Here is a 21,684-nt window from a genome sequence, read left to right as displayed (position 1 = left end):
CTCCAGAAGATAAAGATGGTAATCCGTTGAAACCAGTTGATCCAAACGATCCAACTAAAGGATATGAAGTACCAAGTGTCCCAACTAACCCAGGTGAGGATACACCAATCAACTACGTAGCGAACAAAGCTAACCTAGTAGTTAAATATGTAGATGAAAAAGGAAAAGACCTTCTTCCTGCAGAAACTACCGAAGGTAAAGTAGGCGATGAGTACGCTACAAGCGGAAAAGTTATTAAGGGTTATGTACTTGTTCGTGTAGATGGAGAATCAAAAGGTAAGATTGGTAAAGATGGTTCAACAGTAACATACGTTTACAAACCAATCGGATCATGGATTCCAAACATCCCAGGTCAACCAACAACCCCAATCAAGTATCCAAATGATCCAACAGATCCAACAAAACCAGGACAACCAACAGAAGTGTTACCATACGTTCCAGGATTCACTCCAGAAGATAAAGATGGCAACCCACTTAAACCAGTTGATCCGAAAGATCCATCAAAAGGATATGTAGTACCAAACATCCCAACAGATCCAAGTCAAGATACAGTAATTAACTATGTAGCAAACAAAGCTAAACTAGTAGTTAAATATGTAGATGAAAATGGCAAAGACCTAATCCCTTCAGAAACAACAGAAGGTAAAGTAGGCGATGAGTACGCTACAAGTGGAAAAGTTATCAAGGGGTATGTTCTTGTTCGTGTAGATGGAGAAGCGAAAGGTAAGATTGGTAAAGATGGTTCAACAGTAACTTATGTTTACAAACCACTTGGTTCATGGGTACCAAACATCCCAGGTCAACCAACAGACCCAATCAAGTATCCAAATGATCCAACAGATCCAACAAAACCGGGACAACCAACTGAAGTAGTACCATATGTACCAGGCTACACACCTAAGGATAAAGACGGTAATCCGTTGAAACCAGTAGATCCAAACGATCCAACCAAAGGATATGAAGTACCAAATGTTCCAACTAACCCAGGTGAGGACACTCCAATCAACTATGTAGCGAACAAAGCTAACCTAGTAGTTAAATATGTAGATGAAAAAGGCAAAGACCTTCTTCCTGCAGAGACTACAGAAGGTAAAGTAGGCGATGAGTACGCTACAAGTGGAAAAGTTATCAAGGGGTATGTTCTTGTTCGTGTAGATGGAGAAGCGAAAGGTAAGATTGGTAAAGATGGTTCAACAGTAACTTATGTTTACAAACCACTTGGTTCATGGGTACCAAACATCCCAGGTCAACCAACAGACCCAATCAAGTATCCAAACGATCCAACAGATCCAACCAAACCAGGCAAGGATAAACCAGTTCTTCCGTACGTGCCAGGATACACACCTGTTGATGGAAACGGTCAACCATTGAAACCAGTTGATCCGAACGATCCAACTAAAGGATATGAAGTACCAAATGTTCCAACTAACCCAGGTGAGGACACTCCAATTAACTATGTTCCAAATCCTAGGGAAGTAGAAAAACCTGCTAAACCAGCTCAACCTTCTAAACCTTCTAAACAAGAAACACCTAAATATGTTGAAGGTCAAAAAGAGTTGCCTAACACAGGTACAGAAGCTAACGCTAGTCTAGCATCACTCGGACTTCTTGGAGCACTAGGAGGGTTTGGACTTCTTGCTCGTAAGAAAAAAGAAGATTAAATCTAATTAGATTTTCTAATAAGAATAAGGAGTTGGATGGAATATCCGCTCCTTTTTCTTATAGTTTGAAACTATAGGATTGCCTAGGAAAGAAGTGTTAGAGGGGACTAACAGTTTTTGGTATAATGGAAGATATTTGAAAGAAAAGAGAAGTGATATGACACAGATTATTGATGGGAAGGCTCTAGCAGCTAAGTTACAAGGACAGCTGGCTGAAAAGACTGCAAGATTAAAGGAAGAAACAGGTTTAGTACCTGGTTTGGTGGTGATTTTGGTTGGGGACAACCCTGCCAGCCAAGTCTACGTTCGAAATAAGGAACGTTCTGCCCTTGCAGCTGGTTTTCGTAGTGAAGTAGTCCGAGTTCCAGAAACCATTACCCAAGAGGAATTGTTAAACTTAATTGCTAAATACAATCAAGATTCAGAATGGCACGGGATATTGGTCCAGTTACCATTGCCAAAACATATTGATGAAGAGGCGGTTTTATTAGCCATTGACCCAGAAAAGGATGTGGATGGTTTTCATCCCTTAAATATGGGACGTCTCTGGTCAGGTCATCCAGTCATGATTCCTTCGACACCTGCAGGAATTATGGAAATGTTTCATGAATATGGGATTGACTTGGAAGGTAAAAATGCGGTCGTCATCGGTCGTTCCAATATCGTTGGAAAACCCATGGCCCAGCTTCTTTTAGCCAAAAATGCGACAGTAACCTTGACTCACTCACGGACTCATAATCTTGCCAAGGTGGCTGCTAAAGCAGATATTCTCGTAGTAGCAATCGGCCGCGCCAAGTTTGTGACTGCTGACTTTGTCAAACCAGGTGCGGTAGTCATTGACGTTGGGATGAACCGAGATGAAAATGGCAAGCTCTGTGGGGATGTGGATTATGAGGCAGTTGCCCCACTTGCTAGCCATATTACGCCAGTTCCTGGAGGTGTCGGTCCTATGACCATTACCATGCTAATGGAGCAAACCTATCAGGCAGCCCTTCGAACATTGAATGGAAAATAAGAGAAAAAAGAAGGTAAAAAATGTTTTGCCTTCTTTTTATGTAGTGTATGTAAATGAATGCAGTATATAATGATATGAGTCCATCAACTATAAATTTGAAGTATGAAAATGCCATTAATGGAATGAAATTTGTATTGGAAAGAGTCTAGAATAGAAAGCTACTTTCATTGCACTTATTCCTTTTGAATGAACTTATCCTGTATACTATTTTATTAGGTTAAATTTATGGAAAATAATTGCAATTTTAGGTATGTTTTGATATATTCAATATATAAAATATATTATCGAACTTGGTACGTGTTTGTGTATTCAGAAGGAGGTCGTTTTTTAAAATAAAGTAAACGCTTACTTTGTATCAAGAAAAAGAAATGAGGATTTTAATGAACAAAAGACTTTTTGATAAACGTTGTCATTATAGCATTCGTAAATTTGCAATAGGTGCGGCATCTGTAATGATTGGGGCCAGTATATTTGGTATTTCAGCTGTACAAGCTGAGGAGGTGGCTTCATCCAATACTCAAACAGAAGAAACAATTGTTCATCAAGCTCAGCCTTTAGATAAGCTTCCAGATGATGTGGCAGCTGCAATCGCAAAGGCTGATGAGCATGGTGGGCGTGAGTTTGTAAAACCAAAAGCTGAGTCGACAGAAGACAAGGTGATTAAGGATACAGAACCTACTAGACCTGCTAATGAGGGTAGTCATGAATTGACTAGCCCTAAAGTGGAAACTCCAAATAAAGTAGAAGAAGGAAACAAAGCTGAGGACAAACAGAAATCTGAAGAGGCAAATCCAAAGCCTGTTGAATCTGCAGTAACAGCTGGAACAGAAGTAAAAGAGGATTCTAAAAAAACTTCTGAAAAGGACCAAGTGAAAGCAGACACAGAGATCAAACCTTCTTCTGAAAAATTACAAGCATTGTCTGGAGAGTCAAACAAAGCTGAAGTTGAAAAGGAAAAACAGCTATTATCGGAGCGAAAACAAGATTTTAATAAAGATTGGTATTTTAAACTAAATGTCCAAGGCGATTTTTCAAAAAAAGATGTTGATGTTCATGATTGGTCTAAATTGAATCTTCCGCATGATTGGAGTATTTATTTTGATTTTGATCATAAGTCTCCTGCTCGAAACGAAGGTGGACAGTTAAATGGTGGAACGGCTTGGTATCGCAAAACGTTCACAGTTAATGAAGCTGATAAGAACAAGGATGTACGTATCAATTTTGACGGTGTTTACATGGATTCTAGGGTCTATGTAAATGGTCAATTTGTTGGCCATTATCCAAGTGGCTATAATCATTTTTCTTATGATATCACTAAGTTTTTAAACAAGGATGGTAGTGAAAATTCAATCACTGTTCAAGTGACCAATAAACAACCAAGTAGTCGTTGGTATTCAGGAAGTGGAATTTATCGTGATGTAACCCTTAGTTATCGTGATAAAGTGCATGTTGCCGAAAATGGTAATCATATCACTACTCCAAAACTTGCTGAGCAAAAAGAAGGAAATGTTGAAACACAGGTTCAAAGTAAGATTAAAAATACGGATAAGAAGGCTGCTAAAGTCTTTGTGGAACAACAGATTTTCACTAAGGAAGGCAAGGTTGTATCAGAATTAGTTCGCTCTGAAACGAAGAATTTAGCAGAAAATGAAGTTGCAGATTTCAGACAAACAATCCTAGTTAATAAACCAACTCTTTGGACGACAAAAAGTTATCATCCTCAACTGTATGTGCTGAAAACAAAGGTTTATAAAGAAGGTCAACTAGTTGATGTAACAGAAGATACATTTGGTTACCGTTATTTCAATTGGACTGCTAAGGATGGTTTCTCTCTGAATGGTGAACGCATGAAATTCCACGGAGTAAGTATTCACCATGACAATGGAGCTTTGGGTGCAGAAGAGAATTATAAGGCTACCTATCGTAAATTAAAACTCTTGAAAGATATGGGGGTTAACTCTATTCGAACAACCCACAATCCAGCTAGTCCTCAGTTGCTTGATGCTGCAGCTAGTTTAGGTCTTTTGGTGCAAGAGGAAGCTTTTGATACTTGGTATGGTGGCAAGAAGACTTATGACTATGGACGGTTCTTTGATCAAGATGCAACTCATCCTGAAGCTAAGAAGGGTGAGAAGTGGTCTGATTTTGATCTTAGAACAATGGTAGAACGTGATAAGAACAATCCGTCTATCGTAATGTGGTCTCTTGGAAATGAGGTGGAAGAGGCAAATGGTAGTCCTCGTTCTATCGAGACAGCTAAACGTCTGAAGGCTATTATCAAGGCTATTGATACTGAACGTTATGTCACCATGGGTGAAAATAAATTTAGTCGTGCAGCGACAGGTGATTTCTTGAAACTCGCAGAAATTATGGATGCTGTCGGTATGAACTATGGTGAACGTTTTTATGATGCGGTTCGTAGAGCGCATCCAGACTGGCTCATTTATGGTTCTGAAACCTCTTCAGCTACTAGAACGCGTGATTCTTATTACAATCCTGCTCAAATCCTTGGACACGATAACCGTCCAAATCGTCACTATGAACAATCTGATTATGGTAACGACCGTGTTGGGTGGGGAAGAACAGCTACTGAGTCATGGACTTTTGACCGTGATCGTGCTGGCTATGCTGGACAATTTATCTGGACAGGAATTGACTATATCGGAGAACCAACTCCATGGCATAACCAAGATAATACACCTGTAAAAAGTTCTTACTTTGGTATCATCGATACGGCTGGTTTACCGAAGAATGATTTTTACCTTTACCGTAGTGAATGGTATAGTGCTAAAGAAAAGCCAACTGTCCGAATTTTACCACATTGGAACTGGACTGAAGAGACACTTAAGGATCGCAAGATGCTGGTCGATGGAAAGGTTCCGGTTCGTACCTTCTCAAATGCTGCAAGTGTCGAATTATTCTTAAATGGAGAGTCACTTGGTAAGAAGGAATATACCAAGAAAAGGACAGAAGACGGACGTCCATATCATGAGGGTGCTAAGCCAAGTGAATTGTATCTTGAGTGGCTTGTAAAATACCAACCAGGCACACTGACTGCGATTGCTCGAGATGAAAATGGCAACGAAATTGCGCGTGATAGTGTGACAACTGCTGGGGAGCCAGCAAGGGTTCGTCTGACTAAAGAAGAGCATGTCATCACAGCAGATGGTAAAGACCTATCTTATATCCATTATGAGATTGTGGATGGCGATGGGAATGTGGTTCCGACAGCGAATAATCTTGTTCATTTCAATCTTCATGGTCAGGGACAAATTGTTGGGGTCGATAATGGAGAACAAGCTAGCCGTGAGCGCTACAAAGCTCAAGCAGATGGGACATGGCAAAGACGTGCTTTCAATGGTAAAGGGGTTGTCATTGTAAAATCAACAGAAAAAGAAGGTAAATTTACTCTTTATGCAGATTCTGCTGGCTTAACTTCTGATAGCGCAACGGTCGCAACTGTGTCTGGTAAGAAAGAAAACCGTCACTTTGTAGCCTTTGCTCCTGTAAAAGCAACAACTGATGTGACTACAAATCCTGAATTGCCTCAAACAGTAACAGCTATTTATAGCGACGGTAGTGTTGAGGAAAAGGCTGTAACATGGGACATGCCAGCTGACTTGCTTACAAGTGCAGGTGAGAAAAAAGTATCTGGACGTGTAGAAGGTTTGGAAACCAAAGCTGAGGCACTTGTAAAAGTGATTGCCTTAGATAGATGGTTACCAAAAGTTGCTACAGTACCAGTTGGTACGGCTGCAGCAGATTTGGATAAAACGGTCACAGCTGTTTTGACAGATGGTAGCTTGATTGATACTGATGTTGTTTCTTGGACCTTGAAAGATCCTGCTGCTTTGACAAAAGAAGGTGGTCGTACGGAAGCTACTGGTAAATTAGTAGATGATGGTCATGAAGTTACGGCAACCTTTATCGCAAGCAGTAAGGAAACAACAAGTAGCATTACAGGACTTACTGTTGGGGATAAAACTCTTGATAACTTCGAGTCTGGCAAGACTTATTATCGTGTGTCCCTTCCTTACACTGGAACAATTCCAAGTGTTGGAGCTCAGACTACTGGTTATCAAGTAACTGTTCAGCAAGCTTCTGCTGATAATGGTTATCAGGCTTCTGTCTTCTTGAGTGACCAAAAGGGTGACTTGGTTCAAACTTATTTAATTCAGTTTGTGAAGGAAGCTCCTGCCTTGAAACGTTTGGAAGTAGTTGTGGAAGGAAAAGAAACTGCTACTGAAGATCAGGTTTTAACTTATCGTGTCATTGGTAGTTATGAGGATGGTTCTCAAACAGAATTTTCAGCTTCAGATATTCACCTAGAAGCTAAATCATCTGATGGTGGGCATCTTGAGGTAAATGGTCAGAATCTATTGCTCTATACTAAGGGAAGAGTGACTTTGACACCTCGAATCGATAATCAAACAGAGAAAACAGAATCTGTAACTACTGAAGTGGTGATTAAAGAAAATAAAGTCAGCAAGAAGGTTGTGAAACTTCATCCTGTATCTGTTTCTACAGACATTAATCAGCAACCGAATCTACCTAAAGAAGTTGGGGCAGAATTTGATAAGGGCTTGCCACGCAAAGTATCTGTAACTTGGGACAAGGTAGACGAAAAAGAATTGGGACATTATCATAGCTTTACGCTTAAAGGACATGTAGAAGGCACAGACATTGAAGCTCAAGCAACGGTGACAGTTGAAGGCTTACAAGTTGCAGAGGAAATCAGCCTTACTCTTCCTAAGGGTGAGTCAGTTCAATTGCCAGCTAATGTTCGTGCTTACCATTCTAACGGAACAACTATCTATAAAGATGTAGTTTGGAATCAGGTTCCAGCCAACTTTAGTCAAACTGAAGGAGTCTATGAAATCAATGGTCGTATAGTGGGTAGCAATCTGACTACTAAAGCTCATGTTCGAGTATCTAGTCAAGTTGTTGCTGGAAATAATATCTCTAAACAATGGACAGGGTCACAATTGCCAGCTGCCATTGTATCCAATACAGGAGGAGATGATTCAGCTAATACCTTGAACGACCTAACTGTGTCAAGAACGCCAACAGATGCTAAAAATAGATGGACTACTTGGAGAACAAATACTGATAATGACTGGGCTTCTATCTTATTTGGTAATTCAGGAGACTTGACGAAACGTTTTGTCAACAATTTGTCGGTTGATTTCTATACTGATGGAGCAATTGGTCTTCCAAAAGAATATGTAGTTGAATATTATGTAGGTAAAGAAATTCCTGATTTACCAAGTGATGTCAGTCATGCGCAACGAGATAGCAATCATCCATTTAATAATCCAGACAATTGGAAAGCAGTTGAAAACTTACATGCTCCAAGTCAGCTGTCTGCAACTCAAACAAATCACTTCACATTTGACAAGGTAGAAACCTATGCTGTTCGTGTTCGTATGAAGAAGGCTGATGGAACATCAGGTGTTGGTCTGACAGAGCTAACTGTCCTTGGAAATAAGGTCTTAAGCTCTACAAGTTCAGAGATTTCTATCAAGGTAGATGGCAAGGATCTTGAACACTTTAATCCATCTAAGACTGATTACTATATTCCTCAATCTAGCAAAGAAATCACTGCAACAGCTAGCAATAATGGTTTGGTAACAGTTGTGCCTGCAACTAGTCCAAAAGGTGCAACACGTCTCATCTTAAAAGCAGAAGATGGTACGGTATTGAAAGAATATCGAATCTTCCGCAATGATGAGAGAGAAAATAGTCAACCTCTTGCTGCAGAAAATAGTGCTAAAATCTTGAACGTTGGAGACAATCTTCAACTTCCTTCAGAGGTAATTGTTTATTATCCAACTTCAACTACTTGGACTACTGCTAAACTTGCAGTGAAGTGGGATGCTATTCCTGAACATGTGACAGAGCATGAGGGAACATTTGAAATTACCGGTCATGTCATTGGTACAAATCTAACGACTAAAATGCAGGTGACAGTTGTAGCTAAAGGAAATCAAGTCATCTCAGAAAATCCAAGCAACAATGAAACGGATTCTAAAGCCTTTGCTTCGACAACGAATGATACACAAGCAGCTTCACATGATCGAATTTTCTATATCAATGATGGAAAATACAATGAAGATGGACGTTGGACAAACTGGTCTCGTACTCCAAAAAATGAAGAAACTTCTGTCGGACTACTCTTTAAGAAAGACGGTAAAATTGCCTCCCAATCTATTGGAAGAGTAGCCATTCAGTTCTTTAAAGATAGTGGAACAGATGCCCCAGAGAAAATGGTTCTAGAAAGATATATTGGCCCTGCCTTTACAGAACCAAGTACGATTTCTCGTTATGAAGAAAATGCTGACCATCCATTCAACAAGGCAGAAAATTGGGAACCAATTCCTTATAAAGCTTCTGGAGAATTAGTAGCTGGAAAACCAATCGAGTTTAACTTTGAACCGGTTCAAGCGACAGCTATTCGTGCTCGAATGACTCGTAAGTCTACTACTAACGGTCTAGCAGTAGTCGAATTTACAGCCTACTCTGCAGGCAAGGGAGCAGAAGTCGAAACACCATCAGCGACTATTTCAATCGATGGAAAATCATTGGAAAACTTTGATCCAAATGTGACAGAGTACACCCTAACAACAATGGGAACTAAACCAAAAGTCACTGCGACAACTAGTGGACATGGAGTAGTCACGGTAGTGGATTATGGAAATACAAATCTTCCAACACTGGTTCGTCTTGTTTCAAAAGAAGGAAATTTGGTGAAAGAATATCGTTTACACTTTAAGTCTACCTTCCAAACAACACCGACAGAAGGCGTTAAGAACTTAGTCGCAGAAGTTCCAAGCTTGGAAATTGAAAAGACTCCACTTCCGTTTAAAGAAGTTATTCGTGAAATCCCTGAGCTTGCTCAAGGTCAACGTCGTATAGTTTCTGAAGGACAAGATGGAGAAAAAGTTGACTATATTCAAGTTTTGGGAACTACTAGAACTCTTGTTCATTCTGAACAAAGAAAAGCTCAAGATCGTATTATTGAAGTAGGAGTAAAACCATCTATTTCAAATAGTAAGGGTGAGGAACCTGCGCCAGTAAACGAAGTTCCAGAGTTCAAAGGCGGTGCTAACTTTGTAGAAGCAGCAGTGAACGAAGTTCCAGAATTCAAAGGTGGTGCTAACTTTGTAGAAGCAGCAGTCAATGAAGTTCCAGAATACACAGGAATTCTAGCTACAGTAGGAGATCAAGCAGTACCAAGTGTTGAGAAACCTGAATTTAAGGGTGGTGTTAATGCTGTAATGGCTCTAGAACATAAACTTCCAGAGTACCGTGGTATTCTAGCTACAGTAGGGAATCAACCAGCTCCTACAGTAGAAAAACCAGAGTTCAAGCTTAATTCGTTAGAAAAAGCTCAGACTTCAGAAGCACCAGTTCAAGTTGTCAAGGAAGACAAGAGATTGCCAGAAACTGGTGAAAAACAGTCAGAAACAGCTATTTTCTTGGCAGGTGTTACCTTGGCCTTGTCAGCAGCTTTATTAACTGTAAAACGCAAAGAGGATTAGTCTGTGCGTCTAATGACTTCCTATTTGTAGATATTAGTCGATGATTAAAAATTGCTTTCTTTTTCAACTATAGTAAGTTGATGGCATCTAAAAACTGGAGAAGACAATCATGGTCTTCTCCAGTTTTATATAGGTGTAAGCAAGAGAGGTGAATTGTGCCCCAAAAGTTAGACAGAAAAATAGTAATCCAAACTGCAAGGTGGGTACCTTTTTGTTGTATAATGGAGTGAGGTGATTAGATGATTTTAAAAATTTATAATGGGGAATATAGTTTACAATGGGATGGAATATACTACTTAGCACTAATTGATTATCCAAATATTCAAGAGTGGGAATTAGAAAAAATTGCTAAATTTATAGCTTACGAAAAACTTCATAAACGTCAAACAAGTATTGAATGTGCTGATTCTTGTTTAAAAAAAGAAATTTTAGATTACATCTGTCAGCATCACTTTCTGCCACCATTTACCCCTACAGATAAAAGAGTAGCCTCGACTTATGATCTACATAAGAGGTTAGTGACTTCGGACTACTGTAGTCATACTACGACTATAGATGTAGCGATTTCTATCTTTAAAACAGGTCAGCTCTTATCTGCTGTGAAAGCCTTTGGGCGAGATGCTGAGGAGTTGGTTTTGGATAGTAGAAATGCTGCATCGGATCCGATAGATTATTTTGACTATGTCATGTTAGGGTGGTCAAATACAAGTTCTGGTTATCGATTAGCGATGGAGCGTTTATTAGGTCGAGCTCCTTCAGAGAAAGAATTACAAGACAAGTTTATTCCTGGAGTGAGTTTTCATTTTATCTATACAGATTTGATTAAAGTTACTGGATATATTTTTGATGGCTACCATGTTGCAAAAATTAAGGACATGTTGAATTTATTTAGTGAGTTGTATATTTGTATTATTCCAACTCATAATAAGAGCCAATTTGAAAATATTATTCCAACTAAAATACAAGATAGGGTGCATTATCTTGACTATGCTGGAGAAGACTTAGAAGAGTGGACTAAGAAAGTCTATCAAGTTGTTTTAAAACAATCAGATAAAGGATAGTTGAGGAAAAACGATGAAAGTGATTGATCAAGACTTACTAGAAAAAGTCATTATTGAACGTTCTCGTACAAGTCATAAAGGAGACTATGGTCGCTTGCTTCTGTTAGGTGGAACTTATCCTTACGGTGGTGCTATCATCATGGCTGCTTTGGCAGCTGTTAAAAGCGGTGCAGGATTGGTGACTGTTGGAACAGATAGGGAAAATATCCCAGCTTTACACAGTCATTTACCTGAGGCTATGGCCTTTTCTCTTCAAGACCAGCAACTGTTAAAAGAGCAGTTGGAGAAGGCAGAAGTGGTCTTAGTGGGACCTGGTTTACGAGACGCTGCTTTTGGAGAAAATCTAGTCAAACAGGTCTTTGCGAGCTTAAGACAGAATCAGATTTTGATTGTAGACGGAGGTGCCTTGACCATTCTTGCTAGAACAAGGTTGTCGTTTCCATCTAACCAGCTTATCCTAACTCCCCACCAAAAAGAATGGGAAAAGCTGTCTGGTATTGCTATTGAAAAGCAAAAGGAAGCTGCAACGGCTTGTGCCCTGACTTCCTTTCCTCAAGGAACAATTTTGGTGGAGAAAGGTCCAGCTACTCGTATTTGGCAAGTTGGTCAATCTGATTTTTACCAGTTACAGGTTGGCGGTCCCTATCAGGCGACTGGGGGAACGGGAGATACTCTGGCTGGGATGATCGCAGGATTTGTAGGCCAGTTTAAACAAGCCAGTCTCTACGAACGTGTGGCAGTGGCAACCCATCTTCATTCAGCCATAGCCCAAGAACTATCTCAAGAACATTATGTGGTCTTGCCGACGGGAATCAGCTCTTATCTGCCCAAAATAATGAAAAAAATATCTCAAAAAGGCACCTGATTGTTTCAGGCGCCTTTATAGTTTTAGAAAAATCCTTTAATCTTTCCAACGAGGCCATCTAGACCTTCAGAACCAGAAATCAACTGCTGAGCTTGAGAGAAGTATTCTCCAAGCTGTTCTTGATTTTCTGCAACAAATGTTTTTGCAGCTTCGAAATCTTTTGTTTCGATTAGCTCTTTTACTTGATTAAACAAATCTAATGGGTTCATCTTATGTCTCCTTTTCTGTATAATACTATTCAAACATTTTATAAAAATTTTTTCAAGCAAAGAGATTTTTCTATCGAAGTTGAGGGGTGTCAAACAGGGCTTTTTTTGATATAATTTTTAATGATGAATTCGAGAACTAATCGGTATGTGGTTGTTGATTTAGAGGCCACTAGCACCGGAAGCAAGGCAAAAATTATTCAAGTGGGTATTGTGGTGATTGAAAATGGTGAAATCGTCGATCAGTATGGGACTGACATCAATCCTCATGAGCCCTTGGATTCTCATATAAAAGAATTGACAGGTTTGACTGATCAACGGTTGGCAGTTGCTCCAGAGTTTTCACAGGTAGCTGGAAGGATTTTTGAACTGGTCAAGGATGGTGTTTTTGTCGCGCACAATGTACAGTTTGATGCAAATCTTCTAGCAGAGTACCTATTCTTTGAAGGTTATGAATTGAGAACTCCACGAGTGGATACCGTTGAGTTAGCACAGGTTTTGTACCCTCAGTTTGAAAAGTACAATCTCGGCATTCTCTGTCAAGAGTTAGGGATTAAGTTAGACCACGCCCACACCGCTCTCTCTGATGCACAAGCAACAGCAGAGCTTTTGCTTTTTATGCGTCAAAAACTTTTTCAGTTACCAAAAGGACTTTTAGAAACGTTGTTAAATCTTGCGGATAACCTCCTTTATGAAACTTATTTAGTGATTGAAGAAGTATATCAGCGCCAGTCCCTCCTTTCTTCTCACGATTTGATGGAGTTCCATGGACTCTTTCTAAGAAAGAAAAGTCAGTCTTTAAAACCACGTAAGCTATCTAAGGATTTTACTAAAAATATGTCCTTGTTAAGCTTGGATGAACGTCCTCAGCAAGTTGAATTTGCAGAAAAAGTTGAGCAGTTATTAAGGGAACAGAAAACCGCGTTTATTCAAGCCCAAACGGGACTTGGAAAGACTTATGGTTACATGCTGCCGGCTTTGAGCATGGAAAATGAAGGGGGCATCCTTGTTAGTGTTCCTACCAAAATCCTTCAAAATCAAATTATGCAAGAAGAAGGAAGTCGATTAAAAGATACTTTTCATATTGATATTCATAGTCTTAAGGGACCTCAAAATTATTTGAAACTCGATAATTTTTATAAAGTACTTCATAGACCAGAGTCCAACCGCCTATTCACACGCTTTAAAATGCAAATCTTGATTTGGTTAACAGAGACAGAAACAGGTGACTTAGATGAAATCGGACAGCTGTATCGTTATCAACATTTTCTAGCTGAACTTGTACATGATGGAAAACTTTCAAAAAAAAGTTTATTTATTTCTGAGGACTTCTGGCAACGCAGTCAAGATAGGGCTAAATCGAGTCGCCTTTTGTTAACCAATCACGCTTATTTGGTAACACGTTTAGAGGACGATCCAGAGTTTGTCAACAATCGCTTGGTAATCATAGATGAAGCTCAAAAAATTCTGATTGCTCTTGAAAACCTCGCCCAAGAGTCTTATCTCCTCGAGGCTTTAGTAACACAAGTTCAAAAGTCCTTGGAAACAGAAAAAGATCTTATTCAGAGACGGTTGCTTGAGAGTATTGGGTTTGAATGTCGCTATTTGATAGATCAGTTTTACTCAGGACTTAAGAATGACAAGTGGTTGGATTCTCTTGAAAACTTACGCCAGCATTTTTCTGAGTTAAATCTTCCCGAGTACAGAGGTATGACGCGCTTTTTTACATCGGACCGTGAATTTTGGCTGGCAACAGCTGAGAAGTCAAGTAAGGATGTCTTAATCTGCTCAAGTAAAAAAGGTCGCTTTCTACTAGCAGATTTATTGCCAGAAGATTGCAGAGTACTTGGCGTATCTGCCACTCTTGAAATCAGTAATAGGGTTTCTTTAGCGGACTTATTAGGATTTACTGATGCTCCACTTATTACAGTTGAATCTTTACAACAGAAGCAGCAAGAAGTTCTATTAGTAAATGATTTTCCGTTAGTAACTGAACATTCTCCTTTAGATTATGCAGAAGAGGTTACCTCAGTTATTCATTCCTTACAGGCGTTTCAAGAGCCTTTGCTTGTTTTATTTACGTCTAAAGAATTACTGTTAGCAGTGTCAGATTTACTAGATCATCCTCATTTAGCCCAATATAAAAATGGGGAACCCAGTCAGCTGAAGAAACGTTTTGAAAAAGGAGAGCGACAAATCTTACTTGGAACAGGAAGTTTCTGGGAGGGGGTTGATTTTTCTACCCATCCTTGCGTTATTCAAGTAATTCCTCGATTGCCTTTCCAAAATCCCCAAGAACCTTTGACACGAAAATTAAATCATGAATTGCGTCAGGAAGGGAAGAATCCTTTCTATGATTATCAGTTGCCAATGGCCATTATTCGTCTCAAACAGGCTTTGGGTAGAACAATTAGAAAAGAGGAACAAGCTTCCATTGCTGTGATACTGGATAGTCGAGTTGTTCATAAACGATATGGTAAACAGATCAGACAAGCTCTAGCGAAGGAAAGAACTATCAAAGAGGTGAATAGAAACCAGATTACCTCTGCTGTTATTGATTTCCTCCAAAACAACAAAAATAAAAAATCTAAGAAAGAGGATAGGTGAATATATGAAACGTTCTCTCGACTCTAGAGTCGATTATAGTTTGCTTCTGCCAGTATTTTTCCTACTGGTTATCGGTGTGGTGGCTATTTATATTGCCGTTAGTCATGATTATCCAAATAATATTCTGCCCATTTTAGGGCAGCAGGTCGCTTGGATTGCCTTGGGACTTGTAATTGGTTTTGTGGTCATGCTCTTCAATACAGAATTTCTTTGGAAGGTGACACCCTTTCTATATATTTTGGGCTTGGGACTTATGGTCTTACCTATTGTCTTTTATAATCCAAGTTTAGTTGCATCAACGGGTGCCAAAAACTGGGTATCGGTAAATGGTGTTACTTTGTTCCAGCCGTCAGAATTTATGAAGATATCCTATATCCTCATGTTGGCTCGTGTGATTGTCCAGTTTACCAAAAAACATAAGGAGTGGAGACGCACAGTTCCGCTGGACTTTTTGTTAATTTTTTGGATGATTCTCTTTACCATTCCAGTCCTAGTTCTTTTGGCACTTCAAAGTGACTTGGGGACGGCTTTGGTTTTTGTAGCCATTTTTTCAGGAATCGTTTTATTATCGGGGGTTTCTTGGAAAATTATTATTCCAGTATTTGTGACTACTGTAACTGGAATTGCTGGTTTCTTAGCTATTTTTATCAGCAAGGACGGTCGGGCTTTTCTCCATCAACTGGGAATGCCGACCTATCAAATCAACCGTATTTTGGCTTGGCTTAATCCTTTTGATTTTGCTCAAACAACGACCTATCAGCAGGCTCAAGGGCAGATTGCGATTGGTAGTGGAGGCTTGTTTGGTCAAGGATTTAATGCTTCTAATCTGCTTATTCCAGTTAGAGAGTCGGATATGATTTTCACGGTCATTGCAGAAGATTTTGGCTTTATTGGCTCTGTCCTTGTTATCGCCCTTTATCTCATGCTGATTTATCGTATGTTGAAGATTACTCTTAAATCAAATAATCAGTTCTACACCTATATTTCTACAGGTTTAATTATGATGTTACTCTTCCATATCTTTGAGAATATCGGTGCCGTGACAGGTTTGCTTCCTTTGACGGGTATTCCCTTGCCTTTCATTTCTCAAGGGGGATCGGCTATTATCAGTAATCTGATTGGTGTGGGCTTACTTTTATCGATGAGTTACCAGACCAATCTAGCTGAAGAAAAGAGCGGAAAAGTTCCATTCAAACGGAAAAAGGTTGTATTAAAACAAATCAAATAAGGAGAAAATCATGGTAAAAGTAGCAGTTATGTTGGCTCAGGGCTTTGAAGAAATTGAAGCATTGACAGTTGTAGATGTTTTGCGTCGAGCAAATATAACTTGTGATATGGTTGGGTTTGAAGAGCAAGTGACTGGTTCGCATGCAATCCAAGTAAGAGCAGATCGTGTCTTTGATGGTGATTTATCAGACTATGATATGGTTGTTCTTCCTGGCGGCATGCCTGGTTCTGCACATTTGCGCGATAATCAGGCCTTGATTCAAGAGTTGCAAAACTTCGAGCAAGAAGGAAAAAAACTAGCAGCCATTTGTGCTGCGCCAATTGCCCTCAATCAAGCAGGGCTATTGAAAAACAAGCAGTACACTTGTTATGACGGTGTTCAAAAGCAAATTCTTGATGGTCACTACGTCAAGGAAACAGTAGTGGTAGATGGTCAATTGACAACCAGTCGAGGCCCTTCAACAGCCCTTGCCTTTGCTTACGAGCTGGTAGAGCAATTAGGAGGAGATGCAGAGAGTTTACGAACAGGAATGCTCTATCGAGATGTCTTTGGTAAAAATCAGTAAAACGGATTCGTAATCTCTATAGTTTGATAAATACTAAAATATTGATCACTCTCTATAGAGTTGTATTTTTTGAGAAGATGATTCGTCATCTTCTTTTTTATTTCAGTGTTTTTACTTGCGTAAAAAAATTTTTTCTAGTATAATAGTTTATTGTGAGCGAACCTCACTTACCCCTTGCAAAGTCTTGGGGTCATTAGACCAAAAGGAGGAACATATCAATGGCTAAATACGAAATTCTTTATATCATTCGTCCAAACATTGAAGAAGAAGCTAAAAACGCTTTGGTAGCACGTTTTGACTCTATTTTGACTGACAATGGTGCAACTGTTGTTGAATCAAAATCTTGGGAAAAACGCCGTCTTGCATACGAAATCAAAGATTTCCGTGAAGGACTTTACCACATCGTTAACGTTGAAGCAAACGACGATGCAGCTCTTAAAGAGTTTGACCGTCTTTCAAAAATCAACGCTGACATTCTTCGTCACATGATCGTCAAAACTGACGCTTAAGAAGGTAAACTATGATTAACAATGTTGTACTTGTAGGGCGTATGACACGTGACGCTGAGTTGCGTTATACCCCATCAAATGTAGCAGTTGCGACTTTTACTCTTGCAGTAAACCGTACATTTAAGAGTCAAAATGGCGAACGTGAGGCTGATTTTATCAATGTCGTTATGTGGCGCCAACAGGCTGAAAACCTTGCTAATTGGGCTAAAAAAGGCTCACTTATCGGGGTGACAGGTCGTATCCAGACTCGTAGTTACGATAACCAGCAAGGACAACGTGTCTACGTGACAGAGGTCGTGGCTGAGAATTTCCAAATGTTGGAAAGCCGTAGTGTGCGTGAAGGTCACACAGGTGGAGCTTATTCTGCACCAAGTTCAAACTATTCAGCGCCTACAAATTCAGTACCAGACTTTTCACGTGATGAAAATCCATTTGGAGCAACAAATCCATTGGATATTTCAGATGATGATTTACCATTCTAATGGACAACTAAAATTATAAAGGAGAAAAAACATGGCTCAACAACGTCGTGGCGGATTCAAACGCCGTAAAAAAGTTGATTACATCGCAGCAAACAAAATTGAATATGTTGATTACAAAGATACTGAGCTTCTTAGCCGTTTCGTTTCAGAACGTGGGAAAATCCTTCCTCGTCGTGTAACAGGAACTTCAGCTAAAAACCAACGTAAAGTAACAACAGCTATCAAACGCGCTCGCGTAATGGCTTTGATGCCTTTCGTAAACGAAGATTAAAAAAGAGGTCCGGGTGGACCTCTTTTTCAGACCCGGTTGGGTCTTTTTTTCACGAGCCTTGAAATGAGAGAGCGAGTTTGGGTCCAGTGAACCTCTTTTTTAGACCCGGTTGGGTGATAGTTTTTTCTGACTTTGGCGTGCTATAATGGTAATAGAAAGAGTAAAGTTGGGTAAGTCAAAGATGAATTGTACGATTAGAAATATAATTAAGTCTGATATTGAATCCTTATCTCATGGATTTATGAATCAAGGTTGGCATGGTAGAGAGGAAATTTTGGCTAGATATTTTCTGGAACAGGAAAGTGGGGAGAGAGAAGTCTTAGTTGCAGAGATTGATGGTGCTGTAGCGGGCTACATTACCATTTTGCCCTCTGCTAAACACGGGCCTTTTGCAGAAGTCTATCCAGAATTATCAGATTTTAATGTGTTTGAGCCTTTTCGAAATCAAGGGATTGGGAATCAACTACTAGAAGAAGCAGAAAAACGAGTCAAGTTTGTTTCGAGTAAGGTCACTCTTGGTGTAGGTTTGCACTTGGGGTATGGTCCTGCCCAGAGATTGTATATCAAACGAGGTTATATTCCAGATGGGACAGGTGTCTGGTATAGAAATAAACCGCTAGAAATGGGTGCAAGTTGTCAAAACGATGATGATTTAGTTTTATACTTATCTAAGGACTTACAATAAAAACTGGAAACTTTTTGAAAATAGGGGATTTCTCTACTTTGTGGTATAATGGAAAGAGTTAGATTGAAAGAGGTAGTGAGATGGATGCCAAATTAAGATACAAGGCAAAGAAAATCAAGATTGTCTTTTTTGATATTGATGATACATTGCGGAATTCAAAGACAGGTTTTATTCCAGCTTCAATCCCAACTGTTTTTAAGCAATTACGTGAGAAAGGAATTTTGACAGGTATTGCTTCTGGACGAGGGATTTTTGGTGTCGTTCCGGAGATTCGTGAGCTCAAACCTGACTTTTTTGTAACCTTAAATGGTGCCTATATTGAAGATAAAAAAGGTCAGGTTATTTATCAACATCAGATTGAGAAGTCAGATGTTGAGGAGTATATCTCTTGGGCCAAACAAGAGGGAATTGAGTATGGTTTGGTTGGGAGTCATGATGCCAAGTTGTCGACTCGCACCGATATGATTAGTGAAGCTATCAATCCAATTTACCCCGATTTGGATGTGGATCCAGATTTTCATGAAAAAGAAGATATCTATCAAATGTGGACTTTTGAAGATAAAGGAGATGACTTGCACTTGCCTGATAGTCTCTCAGACAAACTTCGCATGGTTCGTTGGCATCAACATTCGTCTGATATTGTGCCGATTTCAGGCTCCAAAGCGACGGGTGTGGAAAAGGTTGTGGAACACCTAGGATTGAAACCAGAGAACGTCATGGTTTTTGGAGATGGACTCAACGACTTGGAACTCTTTGATTATGCTGGAATCAGCGTTGCAATGGGAATTTCTCATGATAACATCAAAGAAAAAGCAGATTATATTACAAAAACATTAGAAGAAGATGGCATTTTTGATGCCTTAGAAGGATTTGGTATGGTAGAAAAAGAATTGCATTTCCCACAAGTAGACATTGAAACAGTAGAAGGTCCTCTTGCGACCATTAAGACCAATCACGGAGACTTGCGTATCAAGCTCTTCCCTGAACATGCTCCTAAAACAGTAGCTAACTTTGTAGCTCTATCAAAAGATGGTTACTATGATGGAGTCATTTTCCACCGTATTATCAAGGACTTTATGATTCAAGGTGGAGACCCAACTGGAACTGGTATGGGTGGCGAGTCAATCTACGGCGAATCATTTGAGGATGAATTCTCAGAAGAACTTTACAATATCCGCGGTGCTCTTTCCATGGCCAATGCTGGTCCAAATACCAACGGTAGCCAGTTCTTTATCGTGCAAAATCAACATTTGCCTTATTCTAAGAAAGAAATTGCTCGTGGTGGTTGGCCAGAACCGATTGCGGAAATCTATGCCAACCAAGGAGGAACTCCTCATCTAGACCGCCGTCACACTGTATTTGGTCAGCTAGCTGATGAAGCTTCTTACGCTGTCTTGGATGCCATTGCTGCTGTTGAGACAGGAGCTATGGACAAGCCAGTTGAAGATGTCGTGATTGAAACAATTGAAATCGAGGACTAGGATGAAAATCGGTGATAAACTAAAGGGCCGTATTACAGGGATTCAGCCCTACGGTGCCTTTGTTGAGCTAGAGACGGGTGATACGGGGCTGATTCACATTTCAGAGATTCGGACAGGCTTTATTGAAAATATCCAAGAAGCCTTGAAAGTCGATGAAGAGGTTCAGGTTCAAGTAGTGGATTTAGATGAATTTACAGGGAAAGCCAGCCTTTCTATCCGCACTTTGGAGGAAGAAAAGCACCAGTTTCCGAGACGGAGACGCTTTTCAAGTGACCGTTTTAACTATGGCTTTGCTCCTCTCAAACGAATGATGCCAATTTGGACCAAGGAAGCTCTTCAACATTTGAAGAATCAGAAGCACTAGTTAGAAATCTCTATCTTTTGTAATGTTAATATAAATTTGCTATAATAGTACCATGGAAGAAGAACAATTATTAAAATCAGGAGAGCGTATTAACCAGCTCTTTTCGACAGATATCAAAATCATTCAAAATAGAGAGGTTTTTAGCTATTCGGTTGATAGTGTTCTCTTGTCACGTTTTCCACGTTTTCCTAAAAAGGGCTTGATAGTGGATTTTTGCGCTGGAAATGGAGCAGTGGGGCTATTTGCTAGCACTCGTACTCAGGCACAGATTTTGGCTGTTGAGATTCAGGAACGTTTGGCGGATATGGCTGAACGATCTGTCCGTTTGAATGGTTTGGAAGGGCAGATGGAGGTCATCTGTGATGATTTGAAAAATATGCCTACTTACATCCAGGGAAGTAAGGTGGATATGATTTTGTGTAATCCACCCTATTTCAAGGTGGATCCTCATTCCAACTTGAACGAGAGTGAACATTATCTCTTGGCGCGACATGAAATCACGACCAATTTGCAGGAAATCTGTCGTAGTGCCCAGAGTATTCTTAAATCTAATGGGCGCTTGGCTATGGTTCATCGTCCTGATCGACTTCTGGATATTTTGGATACGTTACAACGGCATAATCTAGCCCCTAAGCGCCTGCAGTTTGTTTATCCAAAAAGAGAAAAGGAAGCCAATATGCTTTTGATTGAGGCTATCAAGGATGGCTCGACAAGCGGCTTTAAGGTCTTACCACCTCTCATTGTTCACAATGATGATGGCTCTTATACGCCTGAACTTGAAGAGATTTATTATGGATCATAAGGCTTATATGTACGTGCTGGAGTGTCGTGATGGATCTTACTATACAGGCTATACGACTGATGTGAGAAGACGCCTCGCTGTCCACAACAGTGGGAAGGGAGCCAAATATACACGAGCACGCTTGCCAGTCAAACTTATCTATGCTCAAGGTTTTGGCAGTAAGGAAGAAGCCATGTCAGCGGAAGCTCTTCTCAAGCGTAAGAAGAGAGCACAGAAGGAGCAATTTTTATCTGAAAATCAAGATAGAAATTTACTCAGTTATTTTGAAGAATCGTGAGGAGCCCTTTGACTCCTCTTACTTTTGTCAAAAAGCGAAAAAAATGCTACAATAAAGAGAATAA

17 protein-coding genes are annotated in these 21,684 nt (G+C 39.8%); 16 read left to right on the top strand and 1 reads right to left on the bottom strand.

Annotation, left to right across the window (positions count from 1 at the left end; all coding sequences use genetic code 11):
- From N8M95_RS08765 to N8M95_RS08745, 5 genes are all read left to right on the top strand, one after another.
- Positions 1 to 1,661, top strand: a 1,661-nt coding sequence (locus N8M95_RS08765) for a MucBP domain-containing protein (RefSeq protein ID WP_261117044.1), incomplete at its 5' end; no start/stop codon positions are given.
- A 157-nt stretch (positions 1,662 to 1,818) separates the two neighbouring features.
- On the top strand, positions 1,819 to 2,676 hold the full coding sequence (locus tag N8M95_RS08760; RefSeq protein WP_308696785.1) for a bifunctional methylenetetrahydrofolate dehydrogenase/methenyltetrahydrofolate cyclohydrolase: 858 nt from the start codon (positions 1,819 to 1,821) through the stop codon (positions 2,674 to 2,676).
- Between the two features lie 380 nt (positions 2,677 to 3,056).
- Positions 3,057 to 10,217, top strand: a complete 7,161-nt coding sequence (locus tag N8M95_RS08755) for an SIALI-17 repeat-containing surface protein (protein ID WP_261117043.1) — start codon at positions 3,057 to 3,059, stop codon at positions 10,215 to 10,217.
- 239 nt (positions 10,218 to 10,456) lie between these two features.
- Positions 10,457 to 11,278 (top strand): hypothetical protein, encoded by an 822-nt coding sequence (locus N8M95_RS08750; RefSeq protein ID WP_049510316.1) that lies wholly within the window; start codon positions 10,457 to 10,459, stop codon positions 11,276 to 11,278.
- A gap of 13 nt (positions 11,279 to 11,291) precedes the next feature.
- The gene (locus tag N8M95_RS08745; protein WP_261117042.1) at positions 11,292 to 12,143 is read left to right on the top strand and encodes an NAD(P)H-hydrate dehydratase; all 852 of its coding nucleotides are present in this window, start codon (positions 11,292 to 11,294) and stop codon (positions 12,141 to 12,143) included.
- 23 nt (positions 12,144 to 12,166) lie between these two features.
- Here the strand turns inward: N8M95_RS08745 and N8M95_RS08740 are convergent, their stop codons facing one another.
- Positions 12,167 to 12,352, bottom strand: a complete 186-nt coding sequence (locus tag N8M95_RS08740) for a hypothetical protein (RefSeq protein ID WP_001068558.1) — start codon at positions 12,350 to 12,352, stop codon at positions 12,167 to 12,169.
- Positions 12,353 to 12,475: 123 nt separating this feature from the next.
- Here N8M95_RS08740 and N8M95_RS08735 point away from each other — a divergent pair, with 123 nt between their 5' ends.
- The 11 genes from N8M95_RS08735 to N8M95_RS08685 all read left to right on the top strand — a co-directional run bounded on the left by N8M95_RS08735 (position 12,476) and on the right by N8M95_RS08685 (position 21,620).
- The gene (locus N8M95_RS08735) at positions 12,476 to 14,956 is read left to right on the top strand and encodes a bifunctional DnaQ family exonuclease/ATP-dependent helicase (protein WP_261117045.1); all 2,481 of its coding nucleotides are present in this window, start codon (positions 12,476 to 12,478) and stop codon (positions 14,954 to 14,956) included.
- Positions 14,957 to 14,960: 4 nt separating this feature from the next.
- Positions 14,961 to 16,184, top strand: coding sequence for an FtsW/RodA/SpoVE family cell cycle protein (locus N8M95_RS08730; protein WP_261117041.1), 1,224 nt, complete (start codon positions 14,961 to 14,963; stop codon positions 16,182 to 16,184).
- 10 nt (positions 16,185 to 16,194) lie between these two features.
- Positions 16,195 to 16,749 (top strand): DJ-1 family glyoxalase III, encoded by a 555-nt coding sequence (locus tag N8M95_RS08725; RefSeq protein ID WP_261117040.1) that lies wholly within the window; start codon positions 16,195 to 16,197, stop codon positions 16,747 to 16,749.
- Between the two features lie 218 nt (positions 16,750 to 16,967).
- Positions 16,968 to 17,258, top strand: coding sequence for a 30S ribosomal protein S6 (gene rpsF / locus N8M95_RS08720; RefSeq protein ID WP_001151778.1), 291 nt, complete (start codon positions 16,968 to 16,970; stop codon positions 17,256 to 17,258).
- An 11-nt stretch (positions 17,259 to 17,269) separates the two neighbouring features.
- Complete coding sequence (gene ssbA / locus N8M95_RS08715; RefSeq protein WP_000609602.1) at positions 17,270 to 17,740, top strand: single-stranded DNA-binding protein SsbA; 471 nt, start codon at positions 17,270 to 17,272, stop codon at positions 17,738 to 17,740.
- Between the two features lie 31 nt (positions 17,741 to 17,771).
- On the top strand, positions 17,772 to 18,011 hold the full coding sequence (rpsR, locus tag N8M95_RS08710) for a 30S ribosomal protein S18 (protein ID WP_000068664.1): 240 nt from the start codon (positions 17,772 to 17,774) through the stop codon (positions 18,009 to 18,011).
- A 181-nt stretch (positions 18,012 to 18,192) separates the two neighbouring features.
- Positions 18,193 to 18,696 (top strand): GNAT family N-acetyltransferase, encoded by a 504-nt coding sequence (locus N8M95_RS08705; RefSeq protein ID WP_261117039.1) that lies wholly within the window; start codon positions 18,193 to 18,195, stop codon positions 18,694 to 18,696.
- Positions 18,697 to 18,776: 80 nt separating this feature from the next.
- Positions 18,777 to 20,177: a bifunctional Cof-type HAD-IIB family hydrolase/peptidylprolyl isomerase gene (locus N8M95_RS08700; protein ID WP_247932844.1), complete on the top strand. Its 1,401-nt coding sequence runs from the start codon at positions 18,777 to 18,779 to the stop codon at positions 20,175 to 20,177.
- A 1-nt stretch (position 20,178) separates the two neighbouring features.
- A complete protein-coding gene (locus N8M95_RS08695; protein ID WP_000689605.1) occupies positions 20,179 to 20,541 on the top strand; it encodes a S1 RNA-binding domain-containing protein in 363 nt (120 codons plus the stop codon).
- Between the two features lie 52 nt (positions 20,542 to 20,593).
- Positions 20,594 to 21,343: a tRNA1(Val) (adenine(37)-N6)-methyltransferase gene (locus tag N8M95_RS08690; protein WP_261027707.1), complete on the top strand. Its 750-nt coding sequence runs from the start codon at positions 20,594 to 20,596 to the stop codon at positions 21,341 to 21,343.
- A complete protein-coding gene (locus N8M95_RS08685; RefSeq protein WP_261027705.1) occupies positions 21,333 to 21,620 on the top strand; it encodes a GIY-YIG nuclease family protein in 288 nt (95 codons plus the stop codon). The genes N8M95_RS08690 and N8M95_RS08685 overlap by 11 nt, the downstream gene beginning before the upstream one ends.
- The last annotated feature ends 64 nt before the right edge of the window (positions 21,621 to 21,684 follow it).

It is taken from the genome of Streptococcus mitis (genome assembly GCF_946190325.1).
Classification (GTDB): domain Bacteria; phylum Bacillota; class Bacilli; order Lactobacillales; family Streptococcaceae; genus Streptococcus; species Streptococcus mitis_CF.
Note: the sequence above shows the minus strand (reverse complement) of the source record. Positions and strands in the feature narration are given on the sequence as shown.

Coding starts and splice junctions, on each gene's coding strand:
- N8M95_RS08705 (WP_261117039.1), top strand. CDS start 18,193: ATGAATTGTACGATTAGAAATATAATTAAGTCTGATATTGAATCCTTA.
- N8M95_RS08725 (WP_261117040.1), top strand. CDS start 16,195: ATGGTAAAAGTAGCAGTTATGTTGGCTCAGGGCTTTGAAGAAATTGAA.
- N8M95_RS08760 (WP_308696785.1), top strand. CDS start 1,819: ATGACACAGATTATTGATGGGAAGGCTCTAGCAGCTAAGTTACAAGGA.
- N8M95_RS08685 (WP_261027705.1), top strand. CDS start 21,333: ATGGATCATAAGGCTTATATGTACGTGCTGGAGTGTCGTGATGGATCT.
- rpsF (WP_001151778.1), top strand. CDS start 16,968: ATGGCTAAATACGAAATTCTTTATATCATTCGTCCAAACATTGAAGAA.
- N8M95_RS08740 (WP_001068558.1), bottom strand. CDS start 12,352: ATGAACCCATTAGATTTGTTTAATCAAGTAAAAGAGCTAATCGAAACA.
- N8M95_RS08690 (WP_261027707.1), top strand. CDS start 20,594: ATGGAAGAAGAACAATTATTAAAATCAGGAGAGCGTATTAACCAGCTC.
- N8M95_RS08730 (WP_261117041.1), top strand. CDS start 14,961: ATGAAACGTTCTCTCGACTCTAGAGTCGATTATAGTTTGCTTCTGCCA.
- rpsR (WP_000068664.1), top strand. CDS start 17,772: ATGGCTCAACAACGTCGTGGCGGATTCAAACGCCGTAAAAAAGTTGAT.
- N8M95_RS08735 (WP_261117045.1), top strand. CDS start 12,476: ATGAATTCGAGAACTAATCGGTATGTGGTTGTTGATTTAGAGGCCACT.
- N8M95_RS08750 (WP_049510316.1), top strand. CDS start 10,457: ATGATTTTAAAAATTTATAATGGGGAATATAGTTTACAATGGGATGGA.
- ssbA (WP_000609602.1), top strand. CDS start 17,270: ATGATTAACAATGTTGTACTTGTAGGGCGTATGACACGTGACGCTGAG.
- N8M95_RS08755 (WP_261117043.1), top strand. CDS start 3,057: ATGAACAAAAGACTTTTTGATAAACGTTGTCATTATAGCATTCGTAAA.
- N8M95_RS08700 (WP_247932844.1), top strand. CDS start 18,777: ATGGATGCCAAATTAAGATACAAGGCAAAGAAAATCAAGATTGTCTTT.
- N8M95_RS08695 (WP_000689605.1), top strand. CDS start 20,179: ATGAAAATCGGTGATAAACTAAAGGGCCGTATTACAGGGATTCAGCCC.
- N8M95_RS08745 (WP_261117042.1), top strand. CDS start 11,292: ATGAAAGTGATTGATCAAGACTTACTAGAAAAAGTCATTATTGAACGT.